This window comes from Paenibacillus sp. MZ03-122A (assembly GCF_024213325.1).
Taxonomy (GTDB): Bacteria; Bacillota; Bacilli; order Paenibacillales; family Paenibacillaceae; genus Paenibacillus; species Paenibacillus polymyxa_B.
In genome coordinates, this window is record NZ_JANAVI010000006.1 from 141,368 (window position 1) to 165,991 (window position 24,624).

The 24,624-nt window shown below is 48.3% G+C and carries 25 protein-coding genes; 6 read left to right on the plus strand and 19 right to left on the minus strand.

The genetic code is table 11. The features are described from left to right. Positions 1-33: 33 nt before the first annotated feature. The 11 genes from NLX74_RS14895 to NLX74_RS14945 all read right to left on the minus strand — a co-directional run bounded on the left by NLX74_RS14895 (position 34) and on the right by NLX74_RS14945 (position 10,891). Entirely contained in the window at positions 34-1,122 is a 1,089-nt protein-coding gene (locus tag NLX74_RS14895; protein ID WP_254329176.1) for a Gfo/Idh/MocA family protein, read from the minus strand. Then, on the minus strand, positions 1,119-2,279 hold the full coding sequence (locus NLX74_RS14900) for a UDP-glucuronosyltransferase (protein ID WP_235308499.1): 1,161 nt from the start codon (positions 2,277-2,279) through the stop codon (positions 1,119-1,121). Before NLX74_RS14900 ends, NLX74_RS14895 begins: the two co-directional genes overlap by 4 nt. 17 nt (positions 2,280-2,296) lie before the next feature. Then, positions 2,297-3,829, minus strand: a complete 1,533-nt coding sequence (locus NLX74_RS14905) for an ATP-grasp domain-containing protein (protein ID WP_254329177.1) — start codon at positions 3,827-3,829, stop codon at positions 2,297-2,299. A gap of 49 nt (positions 3,830-3,878) precedes the next feature. Continuing rightward, positions 3,879-4,691, minus strand: a complete 813-nt coding sequence (locus NLX74_RS14910; RefSeq protein WP_254329178.1) for an ABC transporter permease — start codon at positions 4,689-4,691, stop codon at positions 3,879-3,881. A 1-nt stretch (position 4,692) separates the two neighbouring features. Continuing rightward, positions 4,693-5,499 (minus strand): ABC transporter permease, encoded by an 807-nt coding sequence (locus NLX74_RS14915; protein ID WP_061828871.1) that lies wholly within the window; start codon positions 5,497-5,499, stop codon positions 4,693-4,695. Then, entirely contained in the window at positions 5,489-6,481 is a 993-nt protein-coding gene (locus NLX74_RS14920; RefSeq protein WP_254329179.1) for an ABC transporter ATP-binding protein, read from the minus strand. Before NLX74_RS14920 ends, NLX74_RS14915 begins: the two co-directional genes overlap by 11 nt. A gap of 70 nt (positions 6,482-6,551) precedes the next feature. Further along, positions 6,552-7,637 carry a hypothetical protein gene (locus NLX74_RS14925; protein ID WP_254326768.1) on the minus strand — a complete coding sequence of 362 codons (1,086 nt, stop codon included), beginning with the start codon at positions 7,635-7,637 and terminating at the stop codon, positions 6,552-6,554. Positions 7,638-7,674: 37 nt separating this feature from the next. Further along, positions 7,675-7,920 carry an acyl carrier protein gene (locus tag NLX74_RS14930; protein ID WP_023990061.1) on the minus strand — a complete coding sequence of 82 codons (246 nt, stop codon included), beginning with the start codon at positions 7,918-7,920 and terminating at the stop codon, positions 7,675-7,677. A 17-nt stretch (positions 7,921-7,937) separates the two neighbouring features. Continuing rightward, positions 7,938-9,314 carry a preATP grasp domain-containing protein gene (locus NLX74_RS14935; RefSeq protein ID WP_254329180.1) on the minus strand — a complete coding sequence of 459 codons (1,377 nt, stop codon included), beginning with the start codon at positions 9,312-9,314 and terminating at the stop codon, positions 7,938-7,940. A 55-nt stretch (positions 9,315-9,369) separates the two neighbouring features. After that, a complete protein-coding gene (locus NLX74_RS14940) occupies positions 9,370-10,563 on the minus strand; it encodes a radical SAM/SPASM domain-containing protein (protein ID WP_061828875.1) in 1,194 nt (397 codons plus the stop codon). A gap of 49 nt (positions 10,564-10,612) precedes the next feature. Next, positions 10,613-10,891, minus strand: coding sequence for an acyl carrier protein (locus NLX74_RS14945; RefSeq protein ID WP_235308490.1), 279 nt, complete (start codon positions 10,889-10,891; stop codon positions 10,613-10,615). A 357-nt stretch (positions 10,892-11,248) separates the two neighbouring features. Here NLX74_RS14945 and NLX74_RS14950 point away from each other — a divergent pair, with 357 nt between their 5' ends. The 3 genes from NLX74_RS14950 to nagA are packed head-to-tail and all read left to right on the plus strand — an operon-like array spanning position 11,249 to position 14,062. After that, the gene (locus tag NLX74_RS14950; RefSeq protein ID WP_061828876.1) at positions 11,249-12,115 is read left to right on the plus strand and encodes a MurR/RpiR family transcriptional regulator; all 867 of its coding nucleotides are present in this window, start codon (positions 11,249-11,251) and stop codon (positions 12,113-12,115) included. A gap of 1 nt (position 12,116) precedes the next feature. After that, positions 12,117-12,845, plus strand: a complete 729-nt coding sequence (nagB, locus tag NLX74_RS14955) for a glucosamine-6-phosphate deaminase (RefSeq protein WP_069290271.1) — start codon at positions 12,117-12,119, stop codon at positions 12,843-12,845. After that, positions 12,842-14,062, plus strand: a complete 1,221-nt coding sequence (gene nagA, locus NLX74_RS14960) for an N-acetylglucosamine-6-phosphate deacetylase (protein ID WP_254329181.1) — start codon at positions 12,842-12,844, stop codon at positions 14,060-14,062. Before nagB ends, nagA begins: the two co-directional genes overlap by 4 nt. 105 nt (positions 14,063-14,167) lie before the next feature. Here the strand turns inward: nagA and NLX74_RS14965 are convergent, their stop codons facing one another. Continuing rightward, positions 14,168-15,160 (minus strand): YhcN/YlaJ family sporulation lipoprotein, encoded by a 993-nt coding sequence (locus NLX74_RS14965; RefSeq protein ID WP_254329182.1) that lies wholly within the window; start codon positions 15,158-15,160, stop codon positions 14,168-14,170. A 195-nt stretch (positions 15,161-15,355) separates the two neighbouring features. Between NLX74_RS14965 and NLX74_RS14970 the strand changes: the two genes are divergently transcribed. Next, positions 15,356-16,933, plus strand: coding sequence for an esterase/lipase family protein (locus NLX74_RS14970; protein WP_235308485.1), 1,578 nt, complete (start codon positions 15,356-15,358; stop codon positions 16,931-16,933). Positions 16,934-17,048: 115 nt separating this feature from the next. Here NLX74_RS14970 and NLX74_RS14975 read toward each other — a convergent pair whose 3' ends face one another. The 3 genes from NLX74_RS14975 to NLX74_RS14985 form a co-directional block, all read right to left on the minus strand. Next, a complete protein-coding gene (locus NLX74_RS14975) occupies positions 17,049-17,714 on the minus strand; it encodes a hypothetical protein (protein ID WP_254329183.1) in 666 nt (221 codons plus the stop codon). Between the two features lie 75 nt (positions 17,715-17,789). Then, the gene (locus NLX74_RS25675; protein ID WP_081112418.1) at positions 17,790-18,017 is read right to left on the minus strand and encodes a helix-turn-helix domain-containing protein; all 228 of its coding nucleotides are present in this window, start codon (positions 18,015-18,017) and stop codon (positions 17,790-17,792) included. Next, positions 17,960-18,316: a hypothetical protein gene (locus NLX74_RS14985; RefSeq protein WP_069290276.1), complete on the minus strand. Its 357-nt coding sequence runs from the start codon at positions 18,314-18,316 to the stop codon at positions 17,960-17,962. The genes NLX74_RS25675 and NLX74_RS14985 overlap by 58 nt, the downstream gene beginning before the upstream one ends. A gap of 192 nt (positions 18,317-18,508) precedes the next feature. Between NLX74_RS14985 and NLX74_RS14990 the strand changes: the two genes are divergently transcribed. Further along, a complete protein-coding gene (locus tag NLX74_RS14990) occupies positions 18,509-18,706 on the plus strand; it encodes a YvrJ family protein (RefSeq protein ID WP_223822138.1) in 198 nt (65 codons plus the stop codon). Between the two features lie 73 nt (positions 18,707-18,779). On the opposite strand, the gene NLX74_RS14995 is transcribed toward NLX74_RS14990, so the two are convergent. The 4 genes from NLX74_RS14995 to NLX74_RS15010 are packed head-to-tail and all read right to left on the minus strand — an operon-like array spanning position 18,780 to position 22,946. After that, positions 18,780-19,718 (minus strand): DUF4340 domain-containing protein, encoded by a 939-nt coding sequence (locus NLX74_RS14995; RefSeq protein ID WP_254329184.1) that lies wholly within the window; start codon positions 19,716-19,718, stop codon positions 18,780-18,782. Then, complete coding sequence (locus NLX74_RS15000) at positions 19,715-21,106, minus strand: GldG family protein (protein WP_254329185.1); 1,392 nt, start codon at positions 21,104-21,106, stop codon at positions 19,715-19,717. Before NLX74_RS15000 ends, NLX74_RS14995 begins: the two co-directional genes overlap by 4 nt. 5 nt (positions 21,107-21,111) lie before the next feature. Then, positions 21,112-21,834: an ABC transporter permease gene (locus tag NLX74_RS15005; protein WP_254329186.1), complete on the minus strand. Its 723-nt coding sequence runs from the start codon at positions 21,832-21,834 to the stop codon at positions 21,112-21,114. Next, a complete protein-coding gene (locus NLX74_RS15010) occupies positions 21,831-22,946 on the minus strand; it encodes an ABC transporter ATP-binding protein (RefSeq protein ID WP_254329187.1) in 1,116 nt (371 codons plus the stop codon). Before NLX74_RS15010 ends, NLX74_RS15005 begins: the two co-directional genes overlap by 4 nt. Before the next feature lie 883 nt (positions 22,947-23,829). Here NLX74_RS15010 and NLX74_RS25680 point away from each other — a divergent pair. Further along, the coding region (locus NLX74_RS25680) for an NTTRR-F1 domain (protein WP_302058610.1) at positions 23,830-24,624 on the plus strand (795 nt) is incomplete at its 3' end.

The following is a 24,624-nucleotide window of genomic DNA, read 5'->3' on the forward strand; positions in this document are numbered from 1 at the left end:
TTCGCTTCCCTCCGTTCGAAAACACAATCATACTCATACTGCATAGATCGTCTCGCCCGAGCGTGCTGCTTCATGAATGGCTGCCAGCAGTCTGACGCGTTCAGCAGCCTCGCGAAATGGAATGGGCTCCGCTTCTCCTCGGATGATGCTACAAAAGGTATTCAACTGATTGACATAATAGTTCATAGGCTCGAAAACCGTTTTGGTATGCGAAGATGTCTGTGATAACCCAGGCAGTGCGTCCACATCTGTTATATTCGGCATGATATCCTTCTTTATTTCCGTCCTGAGTGTCATTTTATAAAAACCTAAATTGGCCCGAAAGCAGTCCTTCAAGGTGACCACTGCCGAATCAAAGGTCAGTACATGAGCACAGCGATAAGGGAGCTCAAATGAAAAGAGGGCAGATGCCTCCAATCCACTTGGATAACGGGCTTGCGCACGAAATGTCCAGTCACAGCCATGAGGACCATCGAAATCCGATTGACTGTGGAATTCCGCCTGCTCTAATCCAACGACGGCTTGAAGCAGCTGGAGCCAGTACACGCCCAGATCCCAAAAGCATCCCCCACCCTGCTCCGGACGAGATCTGTAATTGTCCGCATGTCCTTCTTTTGCCGGAATGCATAGACTCGTCTTTATGGAGCGTAAGCGACCATAACACCCCGATTCTACCATCCTCCGCAGCTCATGCTGCCAAGGATGGTGCTGCACCATGACTCCTTCCAACAGGTAAGCGCTGCTCTGTTCGACTGTCGCTGCCAAGGGAGCCAGATCAGCCGTATTCAGGCATAACGGCTTTTCCACCAGCACATGCTTATGAGCCCGTAGTGCTTTGTCAATCCACTCGGCATGTAAGTCGTTGCTGAGCGCAATATATACAGCATCGATCTCCGGGTCCTTTAGCATATCCTCAGCATGCCGATAAATGACACTAACGCCAAAACGATCTGCCATTTCTCCTGCCTTGGCAACCGTGCGGTTCGCAAGCGCGGTCACGCGTGCCCCTGCAACATGTCGGATCGGTTCCAGCAACGCACGGGGAGCAATGGCAGAACAGCCAATGATCCCAAAGCGAATATCTCGCATCGCAGGCTCTTGCGCAGCCACCGCAGCGTTCATAACCCCTGCTCCATTCCTGGGGAGCTTACTGGCAATTGGATACTATTCACATAGGACTCTATATAACGCGGCGTCCGACTACGCAGCTCTACGATCCTGCGATGCATATCCTCCAGGATCTGAGCACTGCCGTCATAGGTTTGTATCCACGTATCGTATCGCATACCAAGTCCCAGCCGTTCCCATAGATCTGCATTATGCTTTTCATGCACACCAAATGGCTCCAGCATAATGAGTGGAGTGGCCGTAGCGAACGAGTCGGTTAGGCTGCCACCACCTGGCTTGCTGACAATGGCCTGGACACGACATGCTTGGTCCAGCATGCTATGGTAATCCGGTCCAACCTGATACACTGTCTTCTCGCCTCTTTTTACCTCTCCGAAAGGTGGAAATGTATGCTCTCCGGCTTCATTACGCTGCCATGTCCTCCACTGCGGGTCCATCTGAAAATAGCGTATACTTTCCCGCTGTTCATCCGGTTGATCCTGATCATACAACAGCAGATCCAGCTCCCAGCCCGCTTCTTCCAACCGTCCAACCTTGTCACGATATGTGCCCATCCCCCAACCGCCGCCATGTACGAATAAGCGGGATTGCCGTGCTTCAAACGGTACATACTCCACAGCTGGCACATCAATATAGTGGCTGACTCTATTGTTATCATTTTCAAAAAAGGTCATTTCTCCACAGCCCTCCGCAAAACGCGGGTTATGCTTGGCTAGATTTTTCCAGGAAGGAGAAGGTGTCGAATCCATGTACACGATGTCCACATGCACCGACTCCGGTTCTCTGCGCTTACGATACTCCTCCAGTACATACATCCAATGACCGGATAAGCATATAAAATACCGCCGATCCTCCTCCATCCATTGGTTCAGCAGCACTTCCATCGCAGCGAGATCCAGTGAATTACGCATATCCTGCGGAACCTTTTGTGACATTAAGGCCACCGCAAAATTGTCATGGTAAGCTTTGCGGCTTTTGTCGACCTTGAGACGAGCCGATTCTGGCAGCACATTTTCAAATACATGAATCGCCGTATCCACGCCCAGCCTGCGAAGACCCGCTTGCAACAACAAGCCAGGGGTATAAAAGCCCAATCCGAAACCGGAACACAAAATCGTTACCTTCATAAGCTTATCCGTACTCTTACGCATGCTCATACGCCTCCCGTTTAATTCAGCACTGTAAGATGATGCTCTGCCAAAAAACGCTCCAGCTTTGTAGTCAATCGCATTTTATCCTCATCGCTCGCAGCAACCAGCTCTAAATAAAGACGCCCCTTGCCTCGTGCCCGTTCGCTTCCAGCAGTTTCTTTGTTACCATTCAAGTCCGGTTTAGCCATGCCGTTCCCTTCTGATCCGCCATCGCTGGCCCCAATCCCGCTCACACGAATCTGCTTGGCAGGCGATCTGCCTCCGCGCCCGGTTGCATTTCTGCTTGGCGTGCTTGTATGGCCCACAATCTTGTTCTCGCCATCTCGTCCACCGGTGTTCACATATAATGTATTGGCACCCAGAGGCATGACACCTTCTTCCCGTTCACCTGTGAACAGCAATCCTTCACCTTTCAGCCCTTCCAGCAGTTCTTCATAGGATAGACTGCCATCATGGGACAGTGAATAATTCGTCAGCGTGCCACGCATATTTTTCCCGGCCAGAAAGGTATCGAGCTGATGCTTGATCAAACTCATCGACTTTCTAGCATTAATTTCGATAATAGGCTCCAGCTTCCCACCACGAAGTGTCATGGAATCAATGCATACATCGCCGTAATAACCATCCTGATACAATTGCCGTCCCACATCCTGCATTAAACTAAAATAGCCCTCGCGCTCCAGCCGCTCTAAAAAAGCCCCGTCCGGCGACAAGGATTCCCGATAGGAGAATTGTGTGTTAGCCAGCCATTGTACAGATAGGATATTGACATTTCCATCATCACCAATCGCAAATTGGCAAGAAAAATCCTGCTCTTTCTCCTGAAAAGGCTCCAAAAGGAAAAGCACCTGTTTGCCTTTACGCTCCTGTCCACGTAAATACGATACGATCCGGTCCAGCATTTGTGTCGAGGTAATGTGCAGGTTTCCTTTGCCCGATACGCCAAAATCATCCTTGATTAAAAAGCTTCCATCCCGTAGCAGCTTACGCCCCGCCTCAGCGACATCTGCAAACGAAGTCACGATATAGCCTGGGTTGCGCAGACCGAGACTGCGTTTCAGATCAGAGGAATACGTTTTGGCATTTACCTTGCGAATCGTTTCCAGCGGTGGCTGATGCAGTGTTATACCCCAAGCACGTGCAGCCTCCTCCACATGCGGTAAACCCGCAAACGGGCTAAGTACACAGCCTTCCAGTTGAGGAAACCCCTCTCCAGCATCGGCCTTACGACTGCCCAGCAGTTCGAATACTGAAGCGGACGATACGTTGCCTGCACGCTCCATGCCGTCGGTCAAATCTCGTTCGTTGACAGCCGGATGAAAGCCCAACTGCGCGATATACTGACGATGTACAGGCGAAATAGCATAACGGGTCAATAACGCATCTCCTGGCTGGCAAAAGCTGAACAGCAGTTCATCCATGGCTGCTACAATCGCAGAAGAAGCCCGGTCAGGCAGGGCTGGCAGGGAAGCTAACTGGGCATCCCGCCAGTAAGCCTCCGCTTCGAACGTTCCCATATACAAATGACGCTGATTCGGTATCGCATTCATATGATTCGCTTCCTTTCCTGCTTCATTATTGGCCCACTACACGGTAGCGCTACTGGCTCGCGCTCGTATAATCACGTAGAGCAAACTGCCATATCAGGCGGATGATCGCCAGCAGCCAGAGAGGTGCGAGAAATGCCCATACCACCAACCCGGTATCCATTTTGCCGAGAATGAACATGGGCGGAAAATTACAAATGACAAACACTGGAAGCACGAACAAACCGATACGCTGAATCAGATTACTGTACACGGCCATCGGCACATAGTTTGTCTCGAAAATGCTGTTGGACAGCTCCGTAACGCCGTTCGTGCGGATAATCCAGAAGGCTAGCAGTTGGGGGAGCAAAAATACGGAGTATGCCGTAAGCACTCCGCATCCGAGCAGCACAGAGAACCCTCCTGTGGTTTCAAAATTAAATGGCAATCCGAGCCGATACCAGCCGATGCCTGTCATAATTCCGCCGCCAATTACATTCGGCACGGTATAGCCTAGTTCAAATTGACGCAGTGTCACCATAAATTGCAGTGATACGGGTTTGGTCATGAGCACATCCAGTGAGCCGGTACGAATTTTGTCAGGCAGGCTTGTAAAATTACTGTAGAACAATCCACTATAAAATCCGCTCATCATCGTAAACACGCCGATATATAACAATATGGCGTCAGGAGACCAGCCGTTAATGTCCGTCCCGGCGCGGTATGGAACCGATGCGTACAGCAGCTTGATGAGCAAATAAGCTGTTTCAACCAGAAATGCCGTTATAAAATTAATGCGGTATTCCATCTGCGACATGACGGAAAACTGGACAAACTTCCAGTACAGTCTGATGTAGCGCCTAACGTTTCGGAAAACATTTTTCATGTTAACCTCCCACCGAGACAAAGCGTTTGACCCCGGCTTGCCACACCCAGCGTGATACGGCCGCCAGCACTACAATCCAGAGCCATTGCACGCCAATGCCTTTAGCGGCTTCCAGCAAAGTCAGCTTGCCCGTTAACGCATTCACCGGAAAAAATACGGTGTAGCTGAACGGCAGCAGACTGAACAGACGGGCCAAAACATCTCCAAAAATCGTCAGCGGAAACACGGTACCGCTAGCTACGTAAATGACAAGCGACAGCGTATAAAATAGCCCCGCCGATTCCGTCACCCAAAAGGCTATGCCGCTCAGCGCATAATAGACCACAAAATTAAGCACAAGCGCTCCCGGCAACGCCAATATGTAAAGCAAGATGTACGATAGCCCGAAGCTGATTTGTCCTTCCAAGCTAAGACATAACAGCAAAATAGCAGCCGCCAGCAGCACGACCGCGGACTGTATGACTTTGCCTCCGATAAACCGGCAAAAACGGTAAGCAAAATAATGCACAGGCTGTACCATGAATTTTGCCAGTCCACCTTCCTTGATATCTGTAGCAATTTCGTATTCAAAACCCGTAGCAATCAGTTTCCCAGTTACTCCCGCCATGACCACATACACCAGCATTTCTGGCAGAGAATAGCCCAGCACTCTTGCTTGTCCCGAAGAACCGAATACAGCTAGCCAGAGAAAAATTTGCGTCATGATCGGCAGCATAAATCCCGCCATTTGGAGCCAATAATTAGCCCGATACTCCATTTCATTTTGCATACCAAGCTGGAGTACCTTCACATATTTGTTATTTCGCATCGGCCAGCCTGCCCCCATCGTACAAATTGGCTATCCCCTCTTCCAGCGGGACGTCCTCAATCGTAAAATCAACGACAGGCAGTGCGTCCAAAATCTTTTTGGACCAAGCCAAGGTATCTTCTGCATCCAGTTCAAATACCGCCTCCAGCTCCGAATTGGAGCGAAGTTTGCCGAGGCTCGCCAACGTTAGGTTGGATACAGGGGACTCCAGTCGAACCTTAAGTAATTTACGTGCACCGATGACCTCATTCACCTTGTGTAAGTCTCCGTCATAGACCAATCTGCCCCCGCTGATAATGATGGATCTACTGCACAAATCCTCAATATCCTTCATGTAGTGGCTTGTCAGCAGGATGGTCGTCCGGTGCGTTCGGTTATAGGCTTTGAAAAACTCTCGAATCCGCCGCTGAGAAACAAGGTCCAGTCCGATGGTCGGCTCATCCAGCAAAATGACCCGTGGACGATGCAGCAGCGCGGCGATCAGTTCCATTTTCATACGCTCGCCGAGAGACAACCGCCGAACCTGCACATGAAGCTGCTCCTCCACCCCAAGCAGGGTGACCAGTTCATCCAGCGCCTCTTTATAACAGTTGTCATCGATTTCATAGATAAGCTTGTTCAGTTCGAATGACTCGCTTGCAGGCAAATCCCACCAGAGCTGGTTTTTCTGTCCCATTACAATGGAAAACTGACGTTTAAACTCTTTTTGTCGTTTCCACGGGGTAAAGCCGAGTACGTATGCCTCCCCGTCCGTGGGATGAAGAATGCCAGACAGCATTTTGAGCGTCGTTGTTTTGCCCGCTCCATTTGGACCGAGAAATCCGACAATTTCGCCTTCCTCAATGCTAAAGCTGACATTTTGTACAGCCTCTTTGGTCAGCTGCTCACGCCTGAACAAGTTTTGTAACGATTTGCGCACGCCCGGCTCCTTTTTGTAGTACGTAAATGTTTTCGACAATTGGTTTAATGTAATGGACGGCAATCAATTCCCCTCCTCTTTCCTCTGCGCGTAACCCCTGGATGAACGTGCCTGATAAGGCCGAGTGCTTGGCCTACTCGGCTGCTTGCTCTGCTAAAATCATCAGTTCCTCCAGCATATGCCGCTGTCTTTCAATTAAATGCAAAGCTCGTTCCGTAATCTCAGGCATCCGATGCTTGCGCAGTTGAAGCCCTGTTTTGTAAATATGCAGATTAAGCTTGTGCCAATCCGCGTACAGCCCCTGTGCCAATTCAATTACGTGCTGTGTTTGTGGCCCCAGCGTAGCTTGATGCAGCAGGCAATAATCAGCTGTATAATCCGTCAAATGAAGGGCACTGCCCAATCGCAGATTGTAATAGATTTCATGACAGTACGTCCGAAAATCCTGATCCTCCATGTCTGCCAACAGACGGAAGTCACCGACAAATGCCCGGTACCCCTCATCTCCCCGCTTGACCTGCTTGCCTGTTACAGCTTTCCCCGTTTGACTTTCCGACTCATTAGACGTAGGTACGCCTCTCCAGATGGCTTCGTGTCCAGTCAAATACTGTCGAATATGATGAGCACACGCAGCATGCATCTCACTTGGCGAAAGCGGGGCAGGCTGCTCCACCAGCCATGCATACTCAATAATACCCTGCATCAGATCGTCGAGCCGGGCTGAGCCCACATAAGTCATGGCATGTCCCGAGGAATCGAGCAGAAAGCTATCATTCACCTGTGCTGTCCGTTCTTGCAAGTCCAACCCGCACAACTCAATCACGTGGCCCCTTGGGTAATTTTTCACATATACATCGTGATAGGTTAAAGCAGTGCTCGACGTATGCAGCATGGTACCGTAGCCCGATGTGAGTACCCGCAACAGGTCGGTTTCATCGCTGACACCTGCGACCCACGGTTCCACCCGAATAACAGGTCCGCCACTGGCTGCCATTTCTTGAAGCTGCTCTGGATATTTCTCAGGTCCGAAGCGCTTCAAATCTCCACCATACTCTGCGCACATACTCCCACACAGCATGAATAGCTCGGATTCGGCCATGTTCACCCCGTACCTCCGCAATGAGGTACGCAGGGAAGAATATACACAATGTTTCCCTGGAAGAGCGTTTGCCACTTCTTCTGCACCATAGTCCACAACGGAATCATGACGAGTCTCCATATCGGATCCCTGCATCAACCTTGTCTTTTCGGCGCCCTTATGCATATTTGCCCAGCAGACGCTCAATGCCTTGCAGTGTAGATAGATGCTCCAGCACTAGATCGTCGTCCTCCATCGTAATATCAAGCTCATTTTCCAACTCTACAATTAATTCCACAGCCGATAAGGAATTCAGCCCCAAGGTTCGCAGATCCTGATCCGGAGTCAACTGTTCCAGTTCTCCCGGAGCCAGCTTCAAAATCTTTTCCAGCAAGGGTACTACATGGTATACATCTGTTTTCATTTTTGATTCCCTCCAATTTATGAGCATCCTAATCCAGCAATGATACCTTCCAATTTGTGCGCATACGCATCAGCTTCCTGCCAGCTGTCTGCCAAAATAAGTGTGAAAATCCGGTTCACATAGCCCCGCTTCACAGGGATACCAGACAATGTACCCGCCGTATACACAAACACCCCTTCTGGACGTTCGGGCGTATAGAGCAAGCCCTCCTCCGCGAGCAACCCGCACAAGCGGCTGTAAGTGAGAGGTGTAGCGGTAACGTTGCGGTAATAACGGGATAATGTTTTATGCTGTTCTCCCAGAACGGATGACAGGAATGAAATATAGGTAGATAACGTAAACCTACCGTTAATCTCAATAACTGGAACCAGCAAACCTTCTTCGTCAACAAAACCGTCAATAGAGGCCATTCCTGTGTACCCAATGGAATAGAGATACGTACCCAGCTGATAGGCGCAACGTCTCACTTCTTCCTCCAGCGCATCACCAATCTCAGCCGGCACTTGAGATCCGATATATACGGTGCCATCCACGTTTTGTCTTTTTAGCGAAAACATCGTCACACCACCGCCCTCGTCAATGCAGAGCTGGTAGTTCAGATCCATCTGCTTATTGTGCCAGCGCTCCACCAGCCAGCCGCCGGAAGATGGCGACGAGCCGCCAAAGCGCCTCATCACACTCAGCAGCGTGTCCAGCTTGGACAGCTCGTCCAGCATATACATGCCTTGTCCCGAGGCACCGTGCGGCTGCTTGATAATCAGCTTCACAGGTCCATCCGATAAGTCAGCCAGTCTGGCACACTCCCTGCGGATCGCCGATTCGTCTGCACATACAGCGCCTTCGCTGACAGCAAAACCAAGCTTTTGCGCGGTCAGGCGGCTGAATATTTTATCATTCACCTGAGCACTGACCGCGGATGGAGCGCCGATCAGCTCCAGCCCGCAAAGCTCCGCGATCGCTTCCTCCTGCGGTGTGACCGCATAGGGGACGAGCCACGCTTTGGCTCCGCCGCTGCTGTGGCCTGCATCTGCAACCGTACGCAGTCGTGCCAAAAGCGCCTCATCCGCCAGCACCAGCTCTGAAATCGGCGTTAGCGGATCAGAAGGCTCCGGCACCTCAATACGCGGCAGGCTAAAGCCCAATCGTTGAAGCATGTCCAGAAACGCCTTATCCGGCTGTTCCCGAAGTACAATGACATCCTGACTTCGACATAGCAGGAGATTCATTTCCTCCATCCGGTTTACGACTTGCTGTTCATCCCGGTCTACCATGCCCCCCTTGCGGGGGGATGGATGCCACACTTGCTCTGCGCCGATATTAAACAGCCAAATCAGGACTCCATGGTCTCGTTCATGCGCAAGCGCTTCCACAAGGTTAATCGTTTTAGTCGTCACGTCTTGTCATCATCCCTCTCTCTTCCATCCAGTAACAAACAACATCCATAGAAAACTAAATGTACTTCAGAGAGCCTGCCCCATGCAGATACAATACGCTGCATTTGGAGCACACCGGAGTCAATCCTTCATGATTAATCTTTTGACGAGTTTTCTCATACGCATCCGAGTTCCATATCTCCTTCAGACTATGCTCACGCATGCTTCCAATCGTGAATTCACTGAAAAATTTGCAAGGCATGACCTTCCCGTCTGGTAAAATATCTGTTCTGGAGGTGAGCGCCAAACAATGATTGGAACAACGGCTGACCATTTCCTCGCCATGGATGAATTTATCAATTTCCTCATAATCCAAACCGGGCTGATAGCGCACGCGAATGTTCCATACTCGCTCATTGATCCGCTGTAGTTCCTGCATCAGAGGATCGATGTTATCCGGGTTGATTTTATATTTGAAAGCATGCCAGCTACTAATATTTTTTTCTTCAAGTTGTCGGAGCCAGGAGAAATTACGTGTAAAATATTCATCCATTTTGAGGGAGGTTTCTTTGGAAATGTACCAGGGGAACGTCAGCAGCACCAGATCCAGCCTTTTGTCCTCCAGCATTTGCAGAAATTCGTACATCCGTCCGATCATGTTATCGTTAATGACCGCATGGACAGTTACCCGTCCCTTGTACAATCCCTGGTCGCGCAGTTCAATCAGCTTATCCATCTGCCGCATTGTTTTTTGAAAAGTGCCTTTACCGCGGATTAAATCGTGTTCTCTTTCAAAACCTTCAATCGCTATTAATAACTCCAGATTTTCGGACAAATCCAAAATCCGGTCCAAATATTTATCAATAAGTAACCCATTTGTACAAAAGGTCATTTCGCGCCGATCTTCCGCCAGCACGTCCAAAATTTCATCAAAACGTCGATGAAACATCGGTTCGCCGCCCCACATGTACAGTCTGGACTTGGCTTCCTTGGTTTCGCTCAAAATTTGCCGGAGCATGTCCGGAGCAAGATCCATGTTTTGTTCTTCTTTATCCATTTGGTGATGGTAGCCTTCCTCGTTCCATTCAAAGCAGTGTGTACATCTCAGGTTGCAGCGGTTAGTCAGCTTAATGCCGATCGTCTGGGGCATGTCCGTTTTGAAAGTAGGGTCCTGTGTGGCGTTACGGTAAGATACAGAAGCGTTTTTCAGGTTACGCTTGATGAGCTTGAACGCTTTCTCATCAATCAGCACATTGCTTTTGGGCTGCATGCTAACACCTCGTTTAATGGATTTTCAGGCACATGTACCTAGCTGTACGTCAGACCGTCTCCATTCCTTCCAGATACGGCGCTTGTTCCGCATCGCTGATCCCCTGAATGTAGCTGCAAAACGCATCTACCGAGCTCAAATGCTCTAGCTCAAAGGAATCAAAATCAATCTCCACATCAAACGCATCCTCCACTTGCAGCATGAAATGAACCAACTGCAACGAATCCAGTCCCGCATCATGAATAATGTCCGAATGTCCATCCAGCTTAGCGACCAGTTCAGGATCTTCCTTAACCGCGCTGATCATTTCAATCACTTGGCTTTGCATAGCAAACTCCTCCTTGTGAATGAGATTCTGTTCGTTCCACCCAACGATGCCCTCTGCAAAGAAAGCTCCTAGAAAAATTCCTTCACTGGAACTTTATTCAATTATACTCCTCCAATGAAGAGACAAGTCAATAGGTTGTTTTGTAAGTAAAACTCGCAATATGTAAATTAATGTATGATAACTTCTACAATTTTCGCTGGCTATTTTTTCGCAAAATCTAATAAAAATTCTTCTCACATCTCTTGCATGAGCAGCAGAATTATTTTACAATACACGTGAAAATGTTTTTCTCTAAATACTCCTTATATACGATACTTATTTTCAAACAAACACTCTACAGCCAAAGGAGCACAGCTCATGTCCCCCATTCTTCATACATTAGCCCATAGACTGGAGCAGCTGCCCGTACAGGAGCGCAAGCTGGCGGAATCCATCCTGCAATCCCCGGAAGATGTGTTGCATCTGGGTATTCGGGAGCTGTCAGAGCGTTGTGGTGTAAGTGCGGCGACCGTTACGCGGTTTTGCAAATCACTACATTTTAAAGGCTATCCCGATTTCAAAATGAAGCTGGCCGCCGAGTTGTCTCATTCCAACCGTAATGGTGAAGAATCCTATCAGGATATTGTCGCCGGAAATTCACTTTCCCGAATCGTGCAGGCTATTCAGGCGAACCATACCGCATCCATTGCAGACACGACCCGACTGCTGGATTTCGACAAGCTGGAGCAGGCCATTGCATGGCTGTCAGCCACGAGCCGCATTGATCTTTATGGCATGGCGACATCGTCGATTGTGGCCCAGGATTTTTACCAGAAGCTCATCCGTATTGGCAAGAACAGCACTGCCTTTGCAGATTCCCATATGCAGATCACCTCTGCCTCCTCGCTCGGAGCGGAAGATGTCGCCTTTGCCGTCTCTTATTCAGGGGAAACCCAGGAGACCATTGCGGCTCTACGCTGTGCAAAGGAACAGGGGGCCAAGACACTATCCCTAACCTCCTTCGGAAACAATACGCTGGCAGGCCTTGCGGATATTGCGCTATTTTCCTCTTCATTGGAGGAAGGAATGCGACGTGGGGATATGGCCTCTCGCATCGCCCAGCTTCATATTATAGATATTCTGTTTACAGGTATGGTGAGCTCGGATTTTGACAAATATATTCCAAGATTGGAAGGTTCATATCAACAAGTGAGCAAGCTCAAAAAACAACCAGGGGGTCACTAAGATGAACATACGCATTTTGAACAGCCGTGAAGACCTGAACGCTACTGCCGCCGCTGTGATCGCTAGCTTGCTACTATCCAAACCACAGGCTATGCTTGGCCTGGCCACCGGTAGTACGCCGATTGGCATTTACCAACATCTTGCAGATATGTACCGCAAGGAACAGGTCAGTTTTGCACGCGCCTATTCCGTGAATCTTGATGAATATGTTGGTCTTCCCCCAGAACATCCGCAGAGCTATCGAAGCTTTATGAATGAGCACTTGTTCCAGCATATCGACATTCCCATATCCCATACACGTGTTCCTGACGGGAATGCACTAGATCTGGCAGCAGAATGTGCAGCGCACGAGCAGGCTATTCTGGATCATGGCCCCGTGGATCTGCAGTTGCTTGGCATTGGTCATAATGGGCATATCGGCTTTAACGAACCCGGTCACAGCTTGGCTGGGGCCACACATGTTGTAGATTTGAAAGAAAGTACGCGCTCGGCCAATGCTCGATTTTTTGGCGAAATAGATGCTGTACCCAGGCAAGCAGTTACGATGGGAGTAGGCACGATTCTCAAGGCGAAGCAAATTATACTGGTGGCTTTTGGTGCGGATAAGGCCGACATTATAAAGCAGGCTTTAACTGGACCTGTCACGACTGAGTGTCCGGCTTCTTTGCTGCAATGTCACCCCAACGTACTTATTTTACTGGATCAGAAAGCGGGAGGATGGTTCAATTGAAGTCAGATGAAATGAGTGGTAACGTACCCCAGCTACTGTATGGGCAAGTTGTCGTTGGAAATGACATCATTGAAAAAGGGGTTGTCGTCATTGAGGGGCAGTCCATTGTTTATGCTGGTTCCGAGGGAAATTTGCCCGCCGATTGGACATCGGTAGTCTTGGCAAATCAGGAAGAAAGTGCAGCGAGAGCGGTAAAAATTGTGCGTCTGGAAGGAGGCTATCTGCTACCAGGCTTTATTGATATTCATGTTCACGGCGGTAACGGTGAGGACTTTATGGACTCCAGTCCAAAGGTGCTGGATACGATCACCTCCTTTCACGGTTCACAAGGAACGACGGCCATGCTGGCTACCACCATGACCGCGCCCAAGGAACAGATTGACCGAGTATTGAGTGAAGTTCACGCTTATATGGCACTACCTATGCCTTATGCTCAGTTGGAGGGCGTACATTTAGAAGGGCCGTTCATCAGTCCGAACTGGCCGGGAGCGCAAAACCCGGAACATATCGTGCCACCGAATCTGTCATGGGTGGCAGAATGGGAGCAGCGCTATCCAGGCCTTGTTCGCCAGCTCACGCTTGCGCCCGAACGGGAAGGAGCGCTGGAACTGATTGCATGGCTTTGCAGCCATGGCATTACCGCGGCTCTCGGTCATACAGATGCTACGTATGAAGAGGTTGAACAGGCAGCGACGGCGGGGCTGAACCATGCGGTGCATGCGTTTAATGCTATGACTCCGCTGCATCATCGCAAGCCGGGAGCCGCCGGAGCCGTACTTGCTGATCCGCGCATTGAAGCAGAAATCATCGCGGACGGCATTCATGTGCATCCCGCCGCCATTTCCCTGCTCGCTAGGTTAAAGCAGGATCATAATCTCATTCTCATCACAGATGCCATGTCTGCTACTGGTCTGGAAGACGGGAAATATACGCTCGGCGATTTGCCGGTGATCGTGCAGGGCGGTGTAGCACGACTGGAGGATGGGGTCACTTTGGCAGGAAGCACACTAACGATGATTGAAGGCTTCCGCTATTTGGTTCAACATGTGGGTATGAGTATTCCCGCGGCATCACAAATGGCCAGCCTGAATCCGGCTCGATCCTTGCACATTGCTGATCGTACAGGTTCGCTTGAAGCAGGTAAACAAGCAGATATCCTGTTACTGGATGGAGACTTAAAGCTGCAAGGCGTATGGATTAAAGGATTGCGCAAATAATTCAGTTATAGTTATCATTCCCCAAAACTAAAGAGCTATCCACCAGCGTATTCGCTGAGATGGATAGCTCTTTCTTTGGCATTGCACACACTTATAGGGTTTGAATTAGCGATGATTCATCGGCGCGGGCGTATGATTTTGTGGACGTGTGGGTGCTGTATTTTCCATTGGACGGTTTGTATCAGCCGCCGAGGTCGGGAATACACGTTCAATCACATCCACCATTTCATTGCTCAAGCCTCTAATCGGATGACCATTTTGCACACTGTGTGTAAAGTCAGTGGCTTGTTTGACAAAATCCGGGTTAGCGGATACATGTACCTGTTCAATCGAAGGTGCAAATTGCTTAACTTTATTCGCGATACGGCTCTTGACTGCATCACTTGGTTCATATGCAGTTCTTGCTCCCTCGATTGTGGTGTTTCCGTTATCTCCGCGATTGTTGTCCGTCAAGCCACGCAACATACCGTACGAGCCTGTACCCATCGTACCGAATAAACCGTCATCACGACGCGCTGGCGTTCCATTCCCGGTAACTCCATTTCCGGTAACTCCATTTCCGGCAACTCCATTGTCTGTCATTCCAGGCGTCGTAGTATCCGTAGTACGGTTTCCTCTAGTGCCATTAACGCCATTCACACTCGGTACATTACCGTTACGTCCAATACTATTAGCACCTGGAGTACCGTCAATACTTGGAGCACCGACACCTGTTCCGTTGGCTTGGTCTTTCAAGGAAACGGCTACATAGGCATGTCGTTCACCGACCAGCACTGTCGCAGACTTTACATCCGGCATCTCAGATATACGTTTGGACAAACTGCGATCGACTTGCAGATTACGGACTGGATGTCCGGTTCGGTTGCCATTTTCATTCAATGACATCCCGTCCATACCATTGGACTTAACCCCATAACGATTCACACCATCCATACCATTACGGTTCACACCATCCATATGATGTGTGCTTTGCGCGTTATAGCGTGTACTGTTCGTACGAACGTTATGATCGGCATTTCCGCACCCGGTCAAAGCAGCCATACTGGCGAGTAAAGCAGCAGAAATCGTAAAACTGATGACCTTCTTAGTTCCTGGCATGAACTCATCCTCCATACATTATAAAATGTGTGACGAGATTATCATGCGCTATGAATCATAGGGATATCCTGACTAAAAAATGACTAAAAAAATAAAATTTTAATGTAAATATGAAATACAATTGATGATTTACCACAAGATGGCATGTATAATAAGCTTGAAAAATACTTTATTTTACAAAGGAGGATTTTCGATTTGAAAAAGATCACTGTTTTGATGCTCATTTTTTTGTTATCAGTTACCCTTGTACCCGTCGGCGCTTTTGCAGGCTCCACTACACCCCAACCCCCGAAAGATCCCGCCGGAAGCTGGGCAGAAGGCCCACCACCTAATCGCGTTGATCCTGCCAAACCTGCATTATTATTCGTACATGGTTTGAACAGTAGCGCTGAAGTCTGGACCAAAAATAATAACGACATGCTTCATCGCGCACGTGACGCCGGATACCAGACGGCCACCATTAATCTGTACGATACAAATGGTACATCCCAGGATATGTGGGACAATGGTAAGCTTTTAGCCGACAAAATCAAGGTCATCAGTAATCACTTTGGAAAAAAGCTCATTGTCATCGCCCACAGCAAAGGTGGAGTGGATACTCAAACCGCTCTCGTATATAACGGAGCTGCTCCTTATGTTCAACGTGTCATCACCCTCAGCAGTCCCCATCATGGCTCACAACTTGCAGATCTCGCCTATAGCAGCTGGGCCGGATGGCTGGCAGACATCGTCGGCTCACAAAATCCCGGTACCTCTACTTTACAAACATCTTATATGAAGTATTTCCGATCCAAGACCGATGCACTCAGCAACGCAACTACAATTCCATTCTTCACGTTTGCTGGTGATAACTGGTCTGACGGCACTGCTTCCTACATACTCGGCGGACTTTACCTCTCAACCTTTGGTAAAAATGATGGGGTGGTCACAGTCGACAACGCTAAGCTCCCCGGCGGACGTGTAGTTAAAATCGGATCTTGGGATCATGCCAAGGTTCGTACCGGTTCTTACGTCTTCTCCCTGATCCAACCCTACCTCCAAGCGAACACTCCAGCATTGAATCAGGAAACTGAAGCACTTTCAGCATCTTCCCTGACTGCTTCTGCTGTACAATCCACCTATAACGAGATCGATAATTCATACTTTATCCGAGGCGGCGATTATAATGGAAAAGCCTCAGAAACCCTCACTGTTGAAAATGGTGTCAAATCCATTGATCTGGACTGGATCAGCGATAAACGTGTGAGTAAGCTGGAACTAACCAAGCCTGACGGTACCAGTGAAATTATTAATCTGAAAGCAGGCTATGATGACGATATTTTTGCTGGTGCCTGGCATCATAATGCCGTCATTCAAAATCCAAAACCGGGCACCTATAAACTGAACGTCATAGTTCCTGATCAAGGAGCATATCTCCTGATTGCACGTTACCAGGCTGTTCAAGTTCCAGAGCTGAAATACAATCTGAATGCAGTGGGCCCGAAGCTAAACCTGAAACCACAGGATGCCCCGGACAGCGTTACACAAGTTACCTACCAAGTTCAATATTATGGTGACCCGCAGCAAGGAGTCACTTCTGCCTCCAAAGGTTTGACGGTACAGCAAAAAACCGTTAACCCTACCGGACAAATAGAGCTATCCAAAGCGGACAAGCCCGGCATCTATTCTGTAACCTATGAAATTAGCGGCACCACAGAGGCAGGTTATCCGTACCGCCGCACAGCTGTTCAATCCATCTATATTGATGCTGACGGCAATAAGTATGTTGACTAATTAAATCTACAACCTAAAAAGCCTGCGAACCCCTACATATATGGGGCGTTTGCAGGCTATTATTCATTACAAAACTTCTTGATAGTGGTAATACTTTGTAATCCCATTCTTGTGTTCAATCGGTTGTTTGATTCTGATTCCTCAGCTTATGAAGCCGATAGTAGCGGTGTAAATCCATAATAAAATGGAAAAGAACAAATGCCAGCATGGAGTATACACTGATCAATACTGTGGCAACTAATTGTTGTGTAGCAAATCCGAGGGAAACATTAGCTATCAGATAACCAGCCCCAGTAAATGTGGTGATCGTCACTACAGGCGCTCTCTTGTTTTTTTCCTTAACTTTTGGTTTTTTCTTATGTTCTGAAGGATCTTTGAATTTCGCCAAATTATATTTTATAAAGGAATACAAGGCGACTCCATAAAGGGCAAAGGAACCTATAAAATACCATGAAGTATCCAGACCCAACATGCCATAAGCAAACTTTTGTGTCATGATCATGAAGCCTATAGAACAAATCAAACCAAATACCCCACGGAATAAAGTGTAATTCAACTGCAATTTGCGTGGCATGATGACCAGTACTAGAGCCCAAATGTTTATCATAACAATCGGTGGCAACAGTACATAAACGTAAACTGCAATGTATGGATTTCCCACTAAGGGGATAACCAGAAACAGATCTAACAGTAATAAAACAAGAATGATGACATTGGAACGAATACTGTTGACTGGGTACATCTTCATACTTTTCTCAAAAGAAGCCCTGTTATCACTCATAAACTTATAAGCCCTCCGTTAAATAAGTAAACCTACGGATAAGGATAGCCAAGGCTATATCCATTGTCCACTTTTCTATTGAACTGTTTTTAACTCTTGTCGCAGTTCTTCTATAAAATCAGTCACAATGCTTTGGACAGCATCTTCACGGGACATACGAATATACCGACTGGTCTTTTGAATGTCTTCCTCGAACAATTGAAGTATCCTATACATGGCCTCCTGATCTCCACTTCGTACTAATTTTAGCAATTGGACGAACTCAGCATCCGAAATAACTCTTTGAGCATTTTCTTTTTCCATTTATTCACCGCCTGTTGGGATAGCTTTAACTCTTTTGCAATCTGTGCTTCGGTTTTGTCTAGTATGTAAAGGTCAAAGATGATCATTTTTCCGATCTCAGAAGATAGAGAGTTGATAAGCTGTAATGTGTACATATTAGAGTTTGAAGATTCTGTAAAAGATGGGGCGCTGACGGCTTCGTTCTTTTCCATTACAAATTCATGATTGGTTTGTACCCGAGCACGATACTGGATTCTCCAGGCAATGCGGTACAGCTTCTTTCGATATTGTTCTACCAATGTTAGCTGAGACTGATCCATTGTAAATCACCCTTTCTCTTTGGATTTGACTTTTTCTAATCCTCATACTATAGGGTAATTTCCAAACCTATTCTACAACCAAAATCAGAACACTTGTTCTTATTTATTATACTATTTTTACAATCAGTTGTATATGGTTCTTTTAATTTACCTTCCTTTATATATGGCTAAAAAGGAGGGAATACATTGCAAATGGATGATGCTCTTTCTCTGGTTACCAACGTAGGCTTTCCAGCTGGACTTTGTTTTATTTTGTTGCGGCACATCCTGCACACGATGGAGGAAAAGCTGGACAAGCTGGATCTCTCACTTCATGAGCTGATTCAGGTTATCCAAGAATTAAACGACACTAACAATTCTTCTTCCAAAAGCAGCAAACCTGACGAGTAACGAACACAAAGAAGCTCCAGACGACGATCATCCGCCGTTGGAGCCTCTTTGTGCGCTAATTTAATTCTAATGATTATTTTCCAGTCTGAGCTTGGTCGTGTCCATTCTGTTCAGCACGGTTCACGTCAGATACTGACAGACCATAAGCCCAGTTACTTTGTGGCGGTACAATCCATACGGTATCTGGATCATCGTTAAGCGTCCAGCCCTGATAGACCAGCTGGGAATCATCCTTACCCAGCGATACGCTCAGCGTAAAGCGGTGAACAGGCTTGTTCAGCTCAGAGGCTTTGCGCAAGGCCTGACTGCTGGCTAGGTTTTTGATTTGCTGCGAGAGGGAAGTCGCCGTGTCACTGGCTACTGACTTTCCGTTCAGCGTCCAAGATGTGGAAGCACTGTCTCCGGTTCCGCTGTTACCGGAGGATTTGAGCATCCATGAAGCATTTTGGCCTTCCCACTCTATTCCGCTCAGCTTGGTATCGTCCCAATCGAACGGTGTTGTATCTATAAAATCATTAGCACCCAGCAACAACCCTGAAAGTGTATCGATAGGTACAGAAGCTATCTCTTTTTTGTCTGATAATACATAAACAGCATCTCCGGAAGGCAACGTTTCACCGAAGGCAAAGGTACGAACGTCACCCTTCTTGGTCTTAATCTCAATCTGATCATTGGTAGCGCTGATCCCATATTTGGCTACGTCTGTAGGAGAAGATTCCACCACTTCACCCAACTTTACATTTTCAATCGCTGCTAGCCAATTGTCTATTGTATATTGGTTTAATGGGTAAGTCCGTGGCTTGCTCATACTCCATTGACCATCATGTTGTTCAAGTTCCACCGACTTGCCGTCCTTTCCAGTGATCGCGAAAGACGTAATATCCCCTTGCGTAAGCTGAACCAGCTGGCGAGCCGCCGGCGCTTGTTCACGAAAGAAGTTTTGGCTCTTCGCATAGATTATACCCGCTCCCAATACAACTAACAGTAGCACTGTGGGTATCCATTTTCTCATGCTCTTCTTCGCCTCCACCATAATAAGATTCCGATGACCGCGAACAGCAACGGCAATCCGATGACAGATATGGTCAATATCGTTTTCGCTTGTGCAGGAGTCAAGTAAGCTACCTTATAATCCTGCTCCTGACGAGGACGAATGGTGAGCCCATCAGAGTGTTCCTGCACATAATTCAGACTGTTCAGCACAAAGTCTCGATTGCCTCCTGTGCTGATCTCAGTGTCGCTTAAGAGGGCCGACGTTCCGAGAATAACGGCTTTGGGCTTGCCGTCTTTCCCTTCTACCGCATAACCGAGATTCAGCGGCCCCTGCGGGTCTTTGTCATCCTTTTGCGTTTCGTTGTTCAGCAGTCCTTGGATATTCGTTTCACCATAGCTGGCTGCAGAAGATTTCATCAAAAGCGTCGTCTTCCAATCCTTCTGCTCTCCTGCCTGCAAAGCAATAGACAGTGAAAGAACCGGGTACAGATTGGAAGCTTCCAACTTATCGGTGATCGCATGACTGCCGAAGGTAGGGACCGTCCATAGAGGTCCAAGTGTATTCGTCTGTTCCTGATCCACCACGATGGCATGAGTGTCCTTCACTCCATAATCAGCTGCTAATGCATCAAGGTTTTTCCAATCGGACCCCATGTTCGGGTGAAAGCCTAGTGCCATAAAAAGCTTTCCGCCATCATTCAGATACGTACGAATACTCTTCAGTTCCGTTGCACTGATATCACGTTCTGGTCCGACAATAGCCAATACAGACGCATCTTTAGGCACGCTACCCGCCTGATTAAGCTGAACTTCCTCTGTTTTCACATTATCTTGTGACAGTGAGCTGCTTAATTCAGTCATTTGGGACAATGGGATTTCCTCATGTCCAGTTAGAAAGACCACTTTCCCTTGACGGGTAGATGATAATCCCAGCAGTCCACTAGTCAGCTTTTCTTCCCCGGTAAATTGGTATGCCCCTTCACCACTCCCCTGAGCTTGCGTAAATAGACTCCCAATATCTATAACCCGCTTCTTCTCCCCCTGCACCAACACAATAGATGCCGAAGTAACACCATATTGCTTGGCCAGTATCGGTTCCTGATTCAGATCGTATTGCTCGACCTTGAGCTTGTTGTTACGCTTGGCATATTCATTCAGCATGTCCGTAACATCCCGGTTCAGCTTCTGATTTTGTGAAGTAGATACGGTAAAAGCAATGAGCCGTACGTCTTCCTTTACACCTTGGATGGTCGTCAACGTTTGGTCAGACAGCGTATACTGCTTGCCTGCCGTCAGATCCAGTTGAAAGCCCCCTAACGACCGCAGAAATAACGTCAATAAAATAAAAATCCCTACAGCAGCAATTGATAGTACCACACTATTGGTATGACCCAGCCATTTTTTCATATTCATTACCTCCACCGTTTCCGTTCAACCACCTGGATGCTGAATAGCAAAAAGAGCACCGCCACTGTCACGTAGTACATCACATCGGCTCCATTCAGCAATCCTTTGGTGAAACTGTCAAACCGTGCGGTTAGTGAAAAAGGTTCCAGCCATTGCTGTACCGCCGCAGATGCACCCGTCTGTCCACCAAACGAATCCAGCATCCAGAACACAAGTAAAATAATAAAACCGACGACCGCTGACATCATCTGATGCTGTGAAAGCGTCGAAGCGAATAAGCCGATCGCCATCATGGCTGCGCCAAGCATAAATAGACCGATCACAGATGTAAATACCAGTGTCCAATCCAGCGACCCATAAAAGGACATCACGACCGGATACGCTAGACTGCACAGCACTAATATGAGCAACATCCCCAGCGACGCCAAAAATTTACCCACGATCATTTCCGTCACACTCACAGGGGAGGTAAGCAGCAGTTCATCCGTACCTTGCCTGAATTCCTCCGCAACCAGCCTCATCGTGAGTAATGGGATGACGAACACCAGCATGGACAAGGTGTCACCGAGTACCAGCCGATAGTCCAGAATGCTAGGCTGATACATAACAAAATTTGTATAAAAAAGTAACCCCGTCAGCATCATGTACACTGCAAGCGCAAAATAGGTCGTTGGTGTCCACAGATAGGCTTGCAGCTCTTTTTGACAGACCGCGAACAAACGCCTCATGACCGATTACCTCCTGTATCCTTATCTTCTTCAGCCTTATCGTCGCCGGATGCAGCATCTCCATGCTCCACCGTGATAGCCGTAGGGGCTGCATTCTCCGAGGAATGTAGATCTTGTACTGCTGGATCGCTGACCTGACCTTCTTCCGTCTCGCGGGTCGTTAACTGCTGGAAGATATTTTCCAAGCTAAGGCTTTCTTTTTTCATCTCCAAAATCGGAAGCTTCGCATCAGACAGCACATAAAATAGTTCTTCGCGAAAATCCTCACCGGAGGCTCCTGTGAGTAGCAATTCGGTCATATCTGGCTCTGCGGCAGTCAGCTTCGTGTTCGCTGGAGGCTGCGTGGCCGCCATAGATTCAACCTCTACTTTTCCCCAAGTACGCAGGACATCCAGCACCTGCTCACGCTTCCCTCTGACCTCCACCTTCACCTTGAATCCATCTTCCATCGAACCGCCGAGCGCGTCAGGGCGCCCATCCATGACCAGTTTCCCTTCATGGATGATGAGAACACGATTGCATAACGCATCCACCTCAGGCAATATATGCGTACTTAGCAATACCGTATGATTTTCGCCAATCTCCTGAATGAGCTGACGAATCTCCAAAATCTGATTGGGGTCCAAACCCGAGGTCGGTTCATCCAACACCAGTAAATCCGGGTTATGAATAATCGCACCTGCCAGTCCCAAGCGCTGTTTATACCCTTTGGACAAACTGCGGACTAATTGTTTTTCCCGCCCATTCAGTCCTAGCCTGGAAATCATCTCCGAAATACGTAGCTTCTGCTCTCTCGCAGGCACGTCCCGAATACTAGCTACAAACTTCAAATAGGATCTTACGGACATATCCTCATACAAAGGGGGAGTCTCCGGCAGATAACCGATTTTGGAACGGGCCTGTCTGCCCTTATCCTGAATCGGGATACCATCAATCGTAATCACTCCCTCGTTGGGTTGAAGATATCCTGTAATCATGCGCATCGTCGTCGTTTTACCCGCACCATTCGGCCCCAGGAAACCAACAATTTCACCGCGCTGCATTTCAAAATCCAGCTTATGTACACCCCGGTTGCCCTCATACCACTTGCTCACCTGCTGCACTTTGAGCACATGTTCCACCCTTTCCTTTATCGTATTGACAAATCATTTCGAACTACACACACATATCAAAAGAATTCCATAGCGATAAGTTCGGAAGACCAAAGCCTTCGCGAAGCGGGCCTCCTCCTACTTCCCTCCCATCTAAAATGTTGCATCAGTCGTGGGTAGCAGCGGAGCGGAGGATTTGGAGCTGGAGAAGCGCCAGCGTTCGCCTTTGCCTTGGGATTTTTACCTTTACATGTCTTATTTAATCACAGAAAAATCCCACGGCAACAGCGATCGGAAGCCCAAAGCCTTCGCGGAGCGGTCTCCTCCTACTTCCCTCCCCCTAAAATGTTGCATCAGTCGTGGGTAGCAGCGGAGCGGAGGATTTGGAGCTGGAGAAGCGCCAGCGTTCGCCTTTGCCTTGGGATTTTTACCTTTACATGTCTTATTTAATCACAGAAAAATCCCACGGCAACAGCGATCGGAAGCCCAAAGCCTTCGCGGAGCGGTCTCCTCCTACTTCCCTCCCCCTAAAATGTTGCATCAGTAGTGGGTAGCAGCGGAGCGGAGGATTTGGAGCTGGAGAAGCGCCAGCGTTCGCCTTTGCCTTGGGATTTTTACCTTTACATGTCTTATTTAATCACAGAAAAATCCCACGGCAACAGCGATCGGAAGCCCAAAGCCTTCGCGGAGCGGTCCCCTCGCACCTTATGCTACACTTTTAAATTCTAATAATAATCCCCCACATATAACTCCAGCTTAACGTCACTTAAATAGAAGCTTAAAATAATGTGTCTGAAATGTGAACATAAAATTACACATCTACCCTCAGAAACTTGTACGGTTCGCTAAGGTATGGATTCGCATCTACTATCATTACAACGTGTGAAGGGAGTGTATAAAAGCGATGAGTGTATTGTTTACCAATCTAGTTTCTAACGGCGACTTCGAGATCGGATCAACCCTTTTTTGGAGCTCTGTCAATGTGACTGTCACTAACTTATCTGTAAAAAAGACAAACTTTTATAGTGCGATCCTGACAGGAGGCGCAGTAGATGCATCTCTTTCCCAGGTCGTTTTTGCTGCACCAGGCGAAAGTTATACGTTAAGCCTTTCAGCTGCAAAAATAGGAAGTCTGTCCAGTCCTCAAGTTAACATTTTTCTGTATTACTATGACGCAACCTTTAGCTTCCTTGGCACGGGGCTAACTACCTATTTGAGTGCAGGTACATTACCAGACGCTGTGAATGGGACATGGCAAAGCCTATACGAAGTAACAGCTCCTGTACCAGCCAACGCAGCCTATGCCTTTTTGGTTATTAGTAAAAACGCCTTGGCTAACACCGCTGATGTAGCTATTGATGCCGTTGCTCTTGTTAAAGCAAGTGCAGCTGGAGCTGTGGGTCCAGTCGGACCTGCCGGCCCAACTGGTGCTACAGGCGCTACGGGCGACACTGGCGTTACCGGACCTGTCGGGCCTACGGGGGCCACGGGCGACACAGGTGTTACCGGACCTGTCGGGCCTACGGGGGCCACGGGCGACACTGGTGTTACCGGACCTGTCGGGCCTACGGGTGCCACGGGCGACACTGGTGTTACTGGACCTGTCGGGCCTACGGGGGCCACGGGCGACACAGGTGTTACCGGACCTATCGGGCCTACTGGCGATACCGGGCCTACGGGGCCGACTGGACCTACTGGA